12 protein-coding genes and 1 pseudogene are annotated in these 13,524 nt (G+C 32.2%); 11 read left to right on the top strand and 2 right to left on the bottom strand.

The window, feature by feature from the left end:
* Positions 1–296: 296 nt before the first annotated feature.
* From rfbB to ACP7BU_RS12370, 11 genes are all read left to right on the top strand, one after another.
* Positions 297–1,355 carry a dTDP-glucose 4,6-dehydratase gene (rfbB, locus tag ACP7BU_RS12420; protein WP_310077491.1) on the top strand — a complete coding sequence of 353 codons (1,059 nt, stop codon included), beginning with the start codon at positions 297–299 and terminating at the stop codon, positions 1,353–1,355.
* The gene (rfbA, locus tag ACP7BU_RS12415; protein ID WP_310077463.1) at positions 1,355–2,230 is read left to right on the top strand and encodes a glucose-1-phosphate thymidylyltransferase RfbA; all 876 of its coding nucleotides are present in this window, start codon (positions 1,355–1,357) and stop codon (positions 2,228–2,230) included. Before rfbB ends, rfbA begins: the two co-directional genes overlap by 1 nt.
* 5 nt (positions 2,231–2,235) lie before the next feature.
* Positions 2,236–2,649 (top strand): sugar 3,4-ketoisomerase, encoded by a 414-nt coding sequence (locus ACP7BU_RS12410; RefSeq protein ID WP_425880037.1) that lies wholly within the window; start codon positions 2,236–2,238, stop codon positions 2,647–2,649.
* 117 nt (positions 2,650–2,766) lie between these two features.
* Positions 2,767–3,858, top strand: a complete 1,092-nt coding sequence (locus ACP7BU_RS12405; RefSeq protein ID WP_425880036.1) for an acyltransferase family protein — start codon at positions 2,767–2,769, stop codon at positions 3,856–3,858.
* Between the two features lie 94 nt (positions 3,859–3,952).
* On the top strand, positions 3,953–5,068 hold the full coding sequence (locus ACP7BU_RS12400) for a DegT/DnrJ/EryC1/StrS family aminotransferase (RefSeq protein ID WP_005108299.1): 1,116 nt from the start codon (positions 3,953–3,955) through the stop codon (positions 5,066–5,068).
* Positions 5,069–6,313, top strand: a complete 1,245-nt coding sequence (locus ACP7BU_RS12395) for an O-antigen translocase (RefSeq protein WP_005108300.1) — start codon at positions 5,069–5,071, stop codon at positions 6,311–6,313.
* Between the two features lie 13 nt (positions 6,314–6,326).
* Positions 6,327–7,214, top strand: coding sequence for a glycosyltransferase family 2 protein (locus ACP7BU_RS12390; protein WP_425880035.1), 888 nt, complete (start codon positions 6,327–6,329; stop codon positions 7,212–7,214).
* A gap of 150 nt (positions 7,215–7,364) precedes the next feature.
* Positions 7,365–8,504, top strand: coding sequence for an O-antigen ligase family protein (locus ACP7BU_RS12385; RefSeq protein ID WP_005245440.1), 1,140 nt, complete (start codon positions 7,365–7,367; stop codon positions 8,502–8,504).
* Positions 8,505–8,506: 2 nt separating this feature from the next.
* Positions 8,507–9,382 (top strand): glycosyltransferase family 2 protein, encoded by an 876-nt coding sequence (locus ACP7BU_RS12380; protein ID WP_425880034.1) that lies wholly within the window; start codon positions 8,507–8,509, stop codon positions 9,380–9,382.
* On the top strand, positions 9,372–10,520 hold the full coding sequence (locus ACP7BU_RS12375; protein ID WP_425880033.1) for a glycosyltransferase family 4 protein: 1,149 nt from the start codon (positions 9,372–9,374) through the stop codon (positions 10,518–10,520). The genes ACP7BU_RS12380 and ACP7BU_RS12375 overlap by 11 nt, the downstream gene beginning before the upstream one ends.
* A gap of 90 nt (positions 10,521–10,610) precedes the next feature.
* Positions 10,611–11,564: a GNAT family N-acetyltransferase gene (locus tag ACP7BU_RS12370; RefSeq protein WP_425880032.1), complete on the top strand. Its 954-nt coding sequence runs from the start codon at positions 10,611–10,613 to the stop codon at positions 11,562–11,564.
* Positions 11,565–11,621: 57 nt separating this feature from the next.
* Here the strand turns inward: ACP7BU_RS12370 and ACP7BU_RS12365 are convergent.
* Positions 11,622–12,561: pseudogene (locus ACP7BU_RS12365) on the bottom strand (IS481 family transposase).
* A 571-nt stretch (positions 12,562–13,132) separates the two neighbouring features.
* Entirely contained in the window at positions 13,133–13,279 is a 147-nt protein-coding gene (locus ACP7BU_RS12360; protein ID WP_425880031.1) for a hypothetical protein, read from the bottom strand.
* Positions 13,280–13,524 lie beyond the last annotated feature (245 nt).

Below are 13,524 nucleotides of genomic sequence, written 5' to 3'. Positions count from 1 at the left end.
GACTTTGTTAATTAAGATATTGGTAGAAAATTTTTGATGAATATTAAATTAATATTAGTTGAGAGATATATAAAAGATTAATGGCTATATAAACTTAGATGAGTTCTAAAAAATTAATTAAAATTATAAAATGTAACCACATTTAAGCATCTACTTTTTTATAAGTGGTTTGTATAATAAAATTAATATATGTTATGAACAAATCAATAAAAACAGATATGCCCAGAAGGCAGCAATACATTAAAAATAATTTGTGAAAAGTAAAATAAAAATATTAAAGGACACTAAAAATGATGATGAAAATATTGGTGACCGGTGGGGCTGGTTTTATTGGATCTGCTGTCATCCGGCATATCATTAAAGAGACTGAACATCATATTTTAAATGTTGATAAGTTAACTTATGCAGGTAACTTGGAATCATTAGTTTCTGTATTGGATCACCCTCGTTATCAATTCGCTCAAACTGATATTTGTGATCATGTATCTTTAGCGCGATTATTTTCAGACTTTGAGCCAGATGTGGTCATGCATTTGGCGGCAGAGTCTCATGTGGACCGTTCGATCGATGGACCGGCTGAATTTATCAGTACAAATATCGTCGGTACCTATACCTTATTAGAGGTTACACGAAAGTATTGGCAAAATTTGTCTGAAATTAAAAAATCTAGATTCAAATTCCATCATATTTCAACAGATGAAGTATATGGTGACTTAGAAGACACAACTGATCTATTCACTGAAACTACCCCTTATTTACCAAGTTCGCCCTATTCGGCAAGTAAAGCCAGTTCAGATCATTTAGTTCGGGCCTGGCATAGAACCTATGGTTTGCCGATTGTTGTCACGAACTGTTCGAATAATTATGGACCTTATCATTTTCCTGAAAAACTGATTCCTTTGATGATCTTAAATGCTTTGGAAGGCAGACCATTACCGGTCTATGGAGATGGTCAGCAGATTCGTGACTGGCTGTTTGTCGAAGATCATGCGCGTGCTTTATATCAGGTTGCGACTCAGGGTGTAGTGGGTGAGACCTATAATATTGGTGGATGGAATGAAAAACAAAATATAGAAGTGGTGAAAACTATTTGTCAGATTTTAGGTGAATTAAAACCACAACTGAACGGGCAAAGTTACGAAAGCTTAATCACCTTTGTTCAGGATCGGCCTGGACATGATTTACGCTATGCCATTGATGCCTCAAAAATTGAGAGGGAACTGGGGTGGAAGCCACAGGAATCATTCGAGACCGGTATCCGTAAAACTGTGCAGTGGTATCTGGATAATCTGCAATGGTGTCATCGTGTTCAGGATGGTTCGTATCAGCGTGAACGTTTAGGGGAGGCAGTATAATGTCAAAAACAATAAAGGGGATTATTTTAGCAGGCGGTTCGGGCACACGTTTGCATCCAATAACTAAAGGGATCTCGAAACAGCTACTTCCGATTTATGACAAACCAATGGTTTATTACCCATTATCTGTCCTGATGTTAGCCGGTATTAGTGAAGTTCTTATCATTAGTACTCCGGAGGATATTGAGGGATTTAAGCGTTTATTAGGAGATGGTTCACAGTTTGGCATGGAGCTGAGTTATGCGATTCAGCCTCATCCTGATGGTTTAGCACAAGCCTTTATCCTGGGCGAAAAATTTATTGGCCAAAGCAATGTATGTTTGGTGCTGGGCGATAATATTTTTTACGGGCAAGGTTTTACCCCTATGCTACGCCAGGCTGCAGCACGGCAAAAAGGAGCAACTGTATTTGGCTATCAGGTGAAAGATCCTGAACGCTTTGGTGTTGTAGAATTTGATGAACAGCAACGTGTTATGTCAATTGAAGAAAAACCGAAACATCCTAAATCTAATTTCGCTGTGACGGGCCTATATTTCTATGACAATGATGTGATTCAAATTGCCAAACAAGTAGAACCATCTGAGCGAGGAGAGTTAGAGATTACTTCAATTAACCAGGCATATCTGGAGCGCGGTGATTTAAATGTTGAATTATTAGGGCGTGGTTTTGCCTGGTTAGATACAGGTACACAGGGCAGCCTGCTTGAAGCAGCTCAATTTGTAGAAACTATTGAAAAACGTCAAGGTTATAAAGTTGCCTGCTTGGAAGAAATTGCCTTAAATAATGGCTGGTTGAGCAGAGAGGAAGTTTTAGCGATTGGTCAAACAATGAATAAAAATGGCTATGGCCAATATCTGATTTCTTTAGTGGGGTAATAACTATGAATCTCATCGAGTGGATAGAATTACCTAATCTGGGAGATCATCGTGGCAGCTTGGTGGTCGCTGAAGCCAATCGGAATGTTCCTTTTAGTATACAGAGGCTCTATTATATTTTCGGTGCTCAGCCTGATGTTCCTCGTGGATTTCATGCACATAAAGAGCTTCAACAAATTGCTTTTTGCATTCAAGGCAGTTGCAAAATGCTGATGAATAATGGCAAAGAAAAACAAGAGGTCTTAATAGGTCAGTCTAATAAAGGATTATTTATCCCGCCAATGGTTTGGCATGAGATGCATGATTTTTCAGAAGATTGCATATTGTTGGTATTGGCAAGCGATCACTATGATGAAAATGACTATATCCGTAACTATGACCAGTTTTTAGAAGAAGCAGATAAGGTTGTTATTGAATAGATAGTTAGATAATTAAAATTACGAAAAATAATTCATGAGTATGATGGCTTTTGTTAATAAAGAAGCTTCAGAAAATAGAATTATAAATAATAATAAATATTTAAGGAGATGTATGAGATGATTAAACCACTTACATCATTGCGTATGTTTTTTGCGCTATTTGTTTTTCTTAGTCATTTGGCCTTTCTAAAAAATGATACAAATTATGAAAATATTTTTAACAGTATTTTTAATGAAGGATTTTTAGGCGTCAGTTTTTTCTTTATATTAAGCGGATTTATTTTATCCTATAATTATAAAGAAAAATTTATTATAGGAAATATTTCAAAAAAAGAGTTTTATATTTCTCGTTTAGCAAGAGTGTATCCAGTACATATTGCGACTACGGCACTTGTACTCCTGTTAACCTTTATTCAATCTGGAAAAGGGTGGGAGTACTTAATTCAACACATTTTTCTGATACAAAGCTTTTTTTTAGAAGAAAATATTCATTTTTCATTAAATTCTCCTTCTTGGAGTATTTCTGACGAATTGTTCTTTTATCTACTTTTTCCATTTGCATTTTTAATTTCTGAAAAAATAAGAACTTATATTTTTATTTTATATCTAGTAGGTATTTTAATTCTTAATATGCAGCTTAATAAAAATCAGGATCACTATTGGTTGTATATTTCACCATTTGTACGTTTCTCTGATTTTTTACTGGGTATTATTCTATTTGATCTTTATGAAAAAATAAAAGTTACTTATTCTAAAATAAATATACCTACTTTTATATTTGAATTAGGAGTAATTTTAATTTTTATTTTATTCTTTGTGTTTCATAACAAGATAGATATAAGCTATAGATACTCAATATATTATTGGCTACCTATGGCAGCAATTATTCTTATTTTTGCATTGTCTCATGTTGCTCAGAAAAAAAGTATTATTACTAATTTCTTATCAAATAAATATATGGTATTGGCGGGGGAAATCAGTTTTTCTTTTTATTTACTGCATGTTTTGGAAATACAAATTTTAAATTATATAAAAAAAATACTATCATTTAATATAGACTTAATGTTGTTCTCATTCATTATTTTTATTGTGACTTTAATAGCTAGTTTTATAATGTATAAGTATATTGAAAAGCCTCTAAATAGGAAAATGAAGAAATTTTTATTAGAGCCAGGTTTTAAAAAAAAGAGTTATGAACTTAATAAATAATATTGGATTTTTACTTTAATTAATATAAATATATTAATTTTGATGAACGTAGAATTAAAAAGTAATAATAAATTTTTATATGAGATTGATAAGAATGATTCCTTTTCTTGACCTAAAAGCGATAAATGCTCAATACCGCGACAAACTTTTAGCAGCTTGTACACAGGTCATTGATTCCGGCTGGTATATCAGTGGCAAAGAAGTAGAGGATTTTGAAAGAAAATTTGCGGATTATTGTGGAACACAGTATGCCATAGGAGTTGCCAATGGGTTAGATGCGCTTATTCTGACTCTGCGTGCATGGAAGGAATTGGGGAGACTGAATGAAGGGGATGAGGTCATTGTACCTTCAAATACCTATATTGCGAGTATTTTGGCAATTTCACAGAATAATCTAAAACCGGTGTTGGTCGAACCGGATATTCATACTTTTAATATTGATGCTAAAAAAATTGAAGCAGCTATCACCACAAAAACAAAGGCGATTTTGCCTGTTCACTTATATGGGCAGCTTGCTGCAATGCCAGAAATTATGGTCATTGCCAAGAAATATAATTTACTGGTCTTGGAGGATTCAGCACAAGCCCATGGTGCTGAAATAGATGGTAAAAAAGCAGGCAGTTGGGGAGATGCCTCAGGCTTCAGTTTTTATCCGGGTAAAAATTTGGGTGCGTTAGGGGATGCCGGGGCGATTACCACCAATGATGCCGAGTTAGCGCATATGCTTAAGGCTATACGTAATTATGGCTCACACGAAAAATATAAAAATCTGGTACCTGGGGTAAATAGTCGCCTTGATGAAATTCAGGCGGCAATCTTGAATGTGAAACTGAAATTTTTAGATCAGGAGAACCAGTATCGTCGTCATATTGCAGATCTTTATTTAAAAGAAATTCAGAACTCAGCGATTGAGCTTCCATTCACAAATATAAATGCCGAAACTGATACACAGCATGTTTGGCACTTATTTGTGATCCGAACTCAACATCGGGAACAATTACAAAAACATTTAGCAGAGCACGGGGTACAGACATTGATTCATTATCCGATTCCACCGCATAAGCAGCAAGCCTATCAGGAGTGGAATAATTTCAGTTTACCAATTTCAGAACAAATTCATGCTGAGGTCTTGAGCTTGCCGATTGGACCGACTTTATCTATTGATGAGGCAAAGCAGGTTGTTCAGTTATGTAATGGTTTTCAAGCATAGATGAATTTACTTAGGACCAGTGTACTCAATGGCGTGGCAGTTTTGATTAAGACCATCACCATGTTTGTACTGAATAAAATTTTAGCTGTATATCTAGGACCCACTGGATATGCAGCGATAGGACAGTTCCAGAATTTTATTCAAATGGTGACTACTTTTGCAGGGAGTGCAATTAATACCGCAGTCGTAAAATATACAGCCGAATATCATGAGGATGAAAGTAAACAACGTGCAATTTGGAAAACAGCAGGTAGTATTATTTTTCTGTTTAGTCTGATTTTCGCGTTTCTCATATTAATTTTTCAAGGACAACTCTCACTTTATATTTTCCATTCACTTAAATACCAGACAGTTTTTATATGGTTTGCAGTTTTTTTGATATTTTTTAATTTTAATACACTGTTTTTAGCGATATTAAATGGAAAAAAAGAAATATTAAAATTAGTGCTTGCAAATATTGCAGGTAGTTTATTTGCTCTTATTATCACAAGTGTGCTGGCAATTAAGTTACATTTATATGGAGCTTTAGTTGCATTATCCATTTATCAGTCTATTGCATTTATAGTGACGTTATTTCTATGTTATAGAGCGAACTGGTTTAAGTTTTCATCTCTCCTAGGAAAAATAGACCTAGAAATTACCAAAAAGTTTAGCTCATTTATTCTCATGGCATTAGTGAGTGCGATTTGTGTACCCCTGTCTCAAATGTTAATTAGAGCATATTTAACTCAGGAGTTTAGTCTGGCATATGCAGGTTACTGGGAAGCGATGATCCGACTAAGCACGGTATACCTTATGCTGGTCACGACAACATTGGGAGTGTATTACTTACCCCGATTATCAGAGCTAAATAAGATTGATGAAATTAAGAAAGAAGTTTATTTGGGCTATAAATTTCTTTTTCCACTGACTGTAGTAGGAGGAATTATTGTTTTCGTACTACGTGATTGGATAATTAATTTACTATTCACTCCATCTTTCGCACCCATGCAGGACTTGTTCTTTTGGCAAATGATGGGGGATGCATTAAAAATAGGAAGCTGGATACTCGCCTATTTAATGCTAAGCAAAGCAATGACCAAACTGTACATTTCTACAGAAATTATATTTACCTTATCCCTTATTGCTTTGACCTATGTATGTACCCAGTTTTTTGGATTTAAAGGTGTTTCAATTGCCCACCTAATAAATTATGGGATGTATTGGATAGTAATCAGTTTATTTATATTTAAACAATTAAAATAAAGAGATATATAATATGATAATTGAGCAATCTTTAGTTTCCATCATTATACCAAGTTATAATCATGAGAGATTCGTGTGTGACAGTATCCGGAGTGTCATTGACCAGTCTTACCAGAATATTGAGTTAATTGTCATTGATGATGGATCTACAGATTCTTCAGTAGAAAAAATACAAGGACTGATTCCGATCTGTGAAAAACGGTTCATCCGGTTTGAGTTTAGACATCGACCCAATAAGGGCTTGAGTGCAACCTTGAATGAAGCATTAGAATGGACACAAGGAGAATATTTTTCTTCTCTAGCTTCAGATGATATAATCTTAAAAGATAAAATAAAGATACAATCAGAATTTTTAAACCAGAATAAAAATTGTATCGCAGTATTTGGAGGAGTAGCAATTATTGATAATGATTCTAATCTTGTAAAAAATAGGGTTAAAAAAAGACAAAGTTATAATTTTGAAAAAATTTTATTATTAGAACATGATTTACCAGCTACGACCCAACTGATCCGATCTAAAGCTGTGAAAAAAATTGGTGGTTATGATGCTAAGGTAAAAATTGAAGACTGGTATATGTGGTTGCTTTTAGCACGGGAAGGGGAGTTATGTTATCTTCCTGTTGTTTTTGCTAAATACAGGCTGCATGATAATAATATGCATAAACAGACGTCTCTTATGCATGATTCGAGAATGATGATTTTAAATGAGTACCAAAATCATATTCTATTTAATAAAGCAAAAAAAAGAGCTTTATGGATAAATGCATTTGAGTTGGGGTTGTTTTCCAAAAAGAAATCATTAGAAAAAATGCTAAGCATTTTGAGAGAATATCCATCTGAAATTTTAACATATGATTTTTTTAGGTTTTTTTACTGGTTGCTTATTAAAAAAGATTTTTAATATAAATAAGTTTGATAAATGTTATTAATTTTGTTAAAGAATAATTTTTAAAATATATTAAATAAGAAAATAATTGAATTAATAATATAAAATATTAATCGGTTCTTTTACTTTTCTATCAAGTAAAAGACAATAAGAAAGGAATGGATAATGATTATTTTAAATGAAACTAATTCAAAAAATAACATTATTTTTTTAAGTGATACTAATATAAGAGATAAATCAATTATATATCTTATACTGTTTTCATTTTTTTTATCTCAGTTTTATTTTTGGTCAAGTGGAGTTCCACAATTCAGCCATATTTTTATTATGGGTGCTATTTTATTGCTATTTAGCAAGAGCTCTAAAATAAATATTGAATATTCAAATATAATTTTATTATTTGTTGCTTATGCAATTTGTGTAAATTTTGCTTGGTATTTAATTGTTCTCGATTCAAGTTATATGATGTCGACTGTTTACTGGATATTTAATTTATTATTTTTTCTATTAATGATGAATTTAAATCAAGTTCAGATTAACTTTTTCTATGAAAAATTATTATTCCTAATTCCTTTTTCCTATATTGTTGAAATTATTATTTGGGCAAGCAACTTAGGTCGTTATGATTTTGAACCTCGATATAATGGTCTTTTTAATGATCCTAATCAGATGGCATTTTGGGTGCTGAGTAGCTGTGCAATTTATCTGTATATTTCAGGAAATGGCTTTAAAAAAATAACTATCTATTTTTTAGCCTTATTCTTAATTTTATTGACCATGTCAAGATCTGCTTCAGTTGGTTTTTTAATGTTAACTCTGGGACTTATATTTAGTCAAAAAGGAGACCTAAATAAAAGAATATTTGTATTCATTGGAACATTAGTGTTTTTTGGAAGCTTAAGCTACTTTTTATATAACTTGGGGGTCTTTGATAGTATTGCACTACGCTTTATAGAAGGGTTAGATCAACGAGACAGTCAGGTAGAAGGGCGTGGTCTTTTCAGTTTTTTAGATTATCCTCAATATTTAATTTTTGGTGCTGGGCAAGGCGCCCACTGGTTATATAACCCTACAGGAAATGAAATTCATTCAACTTGGTTAGGTATCTTATTTTATTATGGGATTATAGGAATATCCTTATTTTTAATATTTTTATATCAAATATTTAAGAAACTATCGCTTTCCAACAAGATGATATTATTAGGGCCAATGTTATATGGGTTTACCACTTATAGCGCAAGAACAATTATTTTTTGGTTTTTATTGGCGGCTTTTTTATTATTCTCAAATAATAAGGATGAATAAATATGTATATTTCTATCGGAATTCCATTTTTTAATGCTGAAAAATTCTTGGAAGATGCGATTAAATCTGTCCTTGTCCAAACTTTTCAAGACTGGGAACTCATACTGGTAGATGATGGTTCGACAGACCGGTCTTTAGAAATAGCCCGATCATTTGTTGATTCTCGAATCCGTATCATTTCTGACGGTTATAATAGAAGATTACCCTATCGCTTAAATCAGATTATTAGTGAAGCAAAATATGACATTATTGCGCGTATGGATGCTGATGATTTAATGGCTGTAGACCGGCTTGAAAAACAGATTAAAGTCCTAACTAAAAATCCAGAGATTGATTTAGTTGTTACCAGCTTGTATTCCATTGGAAATAAAAATGAAATTCTGGGGAAAAGAATTTTTTCTACCCACCAGATGCAGCCAAAAGAAATTTTGCAAGGGTTGACAAATTTATTACATCCTTCACTTCTTGCACGTAAGGCATGGTGTCAAAGAAATCCTTATCAGGAAAATAACTGCCTAGCTGAAGATTATGAATTATGGCTCTCAGCAGCTATAAAAAATGATTTTAATTATATGGTAATGCAAGAACCATTGTATTTTTATCGAGAAGTAGAAAATGTAAAAAAAGAGAAAATGATCCGTGGTTATAATACCCAGATTGAAGTAATCAAAAAATATTATAATAATATAATCGCTGATCGCGAAAAAAATAAGATTCTTCTAAAATTTGAGATAAAAAAAATTATTGTAAAAATATTAAATTTTCTTAATTTAATGCAGATTTTACATAAACGTAGAATTACTACTGTTTCTGAAAGCGATAAAATTTTTTATGCTTCACAATTAGAAATTATAGAGTGTTTAAATAATGATAAATAAAAAAATTGCTATTATAGGTTCTACTGCTTATAACCTTTATAATTTTCGTAAAGATTTTATTTTTGCATGTTTAGAGCAGGGTCATCAGGTTTATGCTTTTGTATCAGAGTATGATGATCAGTGGCTAGATACAATTAAAAATCTTGGAGCGACCCCTATTACCTATCAACTTAGTCGAGGGGGGGTAAATCCATTATCTGATCTATATTCTATTTTTCAACTTATAAATAAAATAAAAAAAATTCAACCTGATATAGTATTTTCATACTCAACTAAACCAGTTATTTATGCAACTTTAGCTGCTTACAGAACGAAAGTTCCTTATATTTATGGCATGATTGAAGGATTGGGTTCGCCTTTTACCATTCATAAACATGGGCAAAGTCTGAAAGCCCAATTTATACGTTTTGTGCAAATTTCTCTATATCGGCTGGCATTTCCATACTTAGATAAAATTATATTCTTAAATCATGATGACCCTAAAGATTTAGTACATTACTATAATATTCCTCATAAAAAAAATGCGATTGAAGTTTTAGGACCTATTGGGCTGAATTTAAAAGATTTTAGCTATAAAAAATGGGATGATCAAAAAAATATATCTTTTATTTTTGTAGCTAGATTAATTGCTGAAAAGGGAATATTTGAGTATTTACAGGCTGCTAAAATAATTAAAAAAAAATATCCTAATATAATATTTAAGATTATAGGTTGTTTAGATACAGAAAACCCTACAGGACTGAAACAAGTAGAATTAAACCAGCTAATAGAGAAAGGTATAATAGAATATGATGGGTTTGTTAAAGATGTAGCTAATCGAATAAGTAATAGTACTGTATTTGTATTGCCCTCATATTATCGTGAAGGTGTTCCTCGTAGTATGCAAGAAGCTATGGCTATTGGACGTCCAGTTATTACAACAGATGTACCAGGCTGTAATGAAACTATAGAAGATGGAGTCACAGGTTTCTTGATTCCAAAATGGGATGTAGCAGCATTAGTAAACAAAATGATTTATTTTATAGAACATCCTGAACGAGTAAATAAAATGGGATATCAAGGATTTCTATATGCTAAAAAAAATTTTAATGCTGATCATATAAACCATAGATTATTGCAAATATTGAAAATGGATTAGCTTTTAGGAATCATTTTTAAATATAAACTTTGGTTATATCTAGGTTGAAAATAATAAATAGAGAATATTTATAATATCCAGGAGATTGTAGTGAGTGAAGAGGCAAGCTTTAAAATAAAAAAATATGAAGATTTAGATAAAATAATGTGGAATGATTTTTTATTAAAATGTAAAAATTATCATTTTATGTTTAATCGGGATTTTATGGAGTATCATTCTGATCGTTTTAAGGATTTCTCATTAATATTTAAAAATGATAAACATAAAATCATAGCTTTATTGCCTGGAAATATTAAAGATAAGATTTTTTATAGTCATCAAGGTCTAACCTTTGGTGGGTTTTTGATTGATAGGGGAGTGCATACAGCTGATATGCTTGAACTCTTTGCTCAATTAAAGATTTTTTTAAAAGAAAACAATATTGAAAAAATCGTATATAAATGTATCCCGGTCATTTATCATAATTATCCAGCGCAAGAAGATTTATATGCTTTATTTAGAAATCATGCAAACCTTTATCGTAGAGATATAAGTGTTTCTATTGATTTAGAGGAAGAGTATTCATATTCAGAGAGCAAAAAAAGATCCATTAAGAAACTCAAAAAAAATGGGGTAATTTGCGAAGAGGTAGATCAGCCTAGTATAGTCTGGGGTGTTCTTCGTGAAGTATTAAATCAGCATCATAACCAACAGCCTGTACATAATGAAATTGAGATAGATTTATTGAAAAGCAGATTTCCCAATAATATAAGAGCTTATAAGTGCTGTCTGGATGGGCAGATTGTTGCAGCAGCAGTTACTTTTGAAACAGAGAGAGTGGTTCATGCTCAGTATTTGGCTAGTAATGATAAGGGGAGAGAAGAAAAAGTATTAGACTATCTGATTGATTTTTTAATAAATAACAGTAAGAAATTTGCCAAAATATTTGACTTTGGTACTTCTAATGAAAATGAAGGGAAATTTTTAAATACGGGGTTGATTAATCAAAAAGAAAGATTTGGTGCTCGTGCGATTGTACATGATTTTTATAATATAGATCTTTAATCTTTATTTCACAAACAGATGATTACAGGCTTATTCAATCGCATAAGGATGTGTGATTCATAGAGATCGTTTCAATTTAGCGATCTCTAAATCCATTTTGTAATTGGGATGTTGAATCCGTTTATTTGAGGGGGGTGTATTGCTTCTGGACTTCATCTGAGAAAGGAGTTTCTTCACATAATTCAAAGTACCTCTCCATCGGTGTTTTACCTTTCAAAGCTGAATGTGGTCTCATCCAGTTATAGTAATGCTGCCATTCGGCTAACTTGTCTTGGATATCCTCAGAATCGATATCTACAGTAGCGTAGAACTCAGATTTATCAGTCTTTTGTGAGCGCTCTACCTTGCCATTCAGATGAGGTGAACCTGGTTTATTTGGCCTAAATTTGATTCCATGCTGCATCATTTTTTCTGTACTTTTTCAGCAAAGAATTCCCGCCCACGATCGGTCTGTATTCGCTGTATGGGAAAAGGCATTTCTTCAATTACGCAGCCTAAAAAGTCGAGAGTATTCGCTGCTGTTCGGCGTGTATATATCCTTAAAACGCGATATCGTGTGCAGTCATCGATAGATGTGTACTGATATAGTCCTGGACCCAGTTTACAGGTATCCATTTGAATTCTATCGCCTGGTAATGGACGTTCATAACGAATGAAATTGCTTTACGACGGAATTTTTTAATCGGTTTGACTTGATGGGGGAATAGTACTTTATGGATAGTCGCTAAGGACAACGAGACTCCGTGCAGCCTCATCAATTCTGTTTGCAAACGTCGAGCACCAAGATTTCTAGCTCAGCATTGATTTTAGTATTTGGCGATTTTAAGGGACGTCTACTCTGGCTACTTAATCCATCAATACCTTGCTCAGAATATCGTTTCCACCACTTGTGTAACGTTGGTCTAGAAATGCCACATCTCCGACAAACTAGACCAGCATCATTAGTCTCTTCAAATAATTTAACCCATACGAGTCTTTGTTGAATTTCTCTGTTCATAGACACCCATTATATTGAAATGATGTCTATGAATCACACAGCGAATAAGTCTTAAGCAATAATTTGATGGCCAACTAATTGTCATCTCTATAACTAATCCTTAATAAATCAAAAATATCACGATTCGGTTTGATGTTAATACTCAATATTATGTGCAATCGAATGACTGCTAAGATTAAAGTCAAATCTATTTCTGTGTTGTCATTCAATACTGTTTTAATGATTATTTCCCCATTTAAACTTTTTTACGTATGTTTAGAGCTTTTTATAAGCCTAATCGCAATCTATCTGTACTTAGTTAAATAGCATTGGACTATCCGGTGCTTTAAAAAAAGATAAGAATATATGAATATTGTATTTCACTATCAAAAAGCAGCTGTAGATTTTACGAAACTGTAGATAGTACAGGATTGAAATTTTTATATAAAAATATATGAAAATATAAAAACTAACCTGAATATGACTATCAATAGTCAAAATAACTCAAGGACATAATGATTAAATTATAAAAATTATGTTATTCAAATTTTTACAAATGATATAAGTAAATTTTAGGGATTTGGATATCCATCTAATAGAATTGTTGATCCTGTTGATCCTGTTGATCCTGTTGATCCTGTTGATCCTGTTGATCCTGTTGATCCTGTTGATCCTGTTGATCCTGTTGATCCTGTTGATCCGATGTAAAATTCGTGTTCTTTATCACAATGTCTAGCATTACCTTACATTTTGTCACATTTTTTTTAATGTGAGCTGTATTGTATTTTGTAATGAATATTTTATTCGATTAACAATAACTTTCTTTATTTACTATTAATATGTAGTAGGTCTTATTAAATAGAAATAATTTACGAAGTGGCTTATTTTGTTGAAGAATTTGTAAAAAATTTGTTGCAATATTGAATAAATTTTCATTAATAATATTTAAATAAAAAATTTAATAAAAAAATATTATTATAAGAT

The organism is Acinetobacter sp. 40AMC3-4, assembly GCF_049898185.1.
Lineage (GTDB): Bacteria > Pseudomonadota > Gammaproteobacteria > Pseudomonadales > Moraxellaceae > Acinetobacter.
This window is presented reverse-complemented; position numbering and strand designations above follow the sequence as displayed.

Excerpts from the sequence above, each read along its gene's own strand:
- ACP7BU_RS12390 (WP_425880035.1), top strand. The coding sequence starts at position 6,327 with ATGATAATTGAGCAATCTTTAGTTTCCATCATTATACCAAGTTATAAT.
- ACP7BU_RS12400 (WP_005108299.1), top strand. The coding sequence starts at position 3,953 with ATGATTCCTTTTCTTGACCTAAAAGCGATAAATGCTCAATACCGCGAC.
- ACP7BU_RS12410 (WP_425880037.1), top strand. The coding sequence starts at position 2,236 with ATGAATCTCATCGAGTGGATAGAATTACCTAATCTGGGAGATCATCGT.
- ACP7BU_RS12395 (WP_005108300.1), top strand. The coding sequence starts at position 5,069 with ATGAATTTACTTAGGACCAGTGTACTCAATGGCGTGGCAGTTTTGATT.
- ACP7BU_RS12380 (WP_425880034.1), top strand. The coding sequence starts at position 8,507 with ATGTATATTTCTATCGGAATTCCATTTTTTAATGCTGAAAAATTCTTG.
- ACP7BU_RS12360 (WP_425880031.1), bottom strand. The coding sequence starts at position 13,279 with ATGCTAGACATTGTGATAAAGAACACGAATTTTACATCGGATCAACAG.
- ACP7BU_RS12385 (WP_005245440.1), top strand. The coding sequence starts at position 7,365 with ATGATTATTTTAAATGAAACTAATTCAAAAAATAACATTATTTTTTTA.
- ACP7BU_RS12375 (WP_425880033.1), top strand. The coding sequence starts at position 9,372 with ATGATAAATAAAAAAATTGCTATTATAGGTTCTACTGCTTATAACCTT.
- rfbB (WP_310077491.1), top strand. The coding sequence starts at position 297 with ATGAAAATATTGGTGACCGGTGGGGCTGGTTTTATTGGATCTGCTGTC.
- rfbA (WP_310077463.1), top strand. The coding sequence starts at position 1,355 with ATGTCAAAAACAATAAAGGGGATTATTTTAGCAGGCGGTTCGGGCACA.
- ACP7BU_RS12405 (WP_425880036.1), top strand. The coding sequence starts at position 2,767 with ATGATTAAACCACTTACATCATTGCGTATGTTTTTTGCGCTATTTGTT.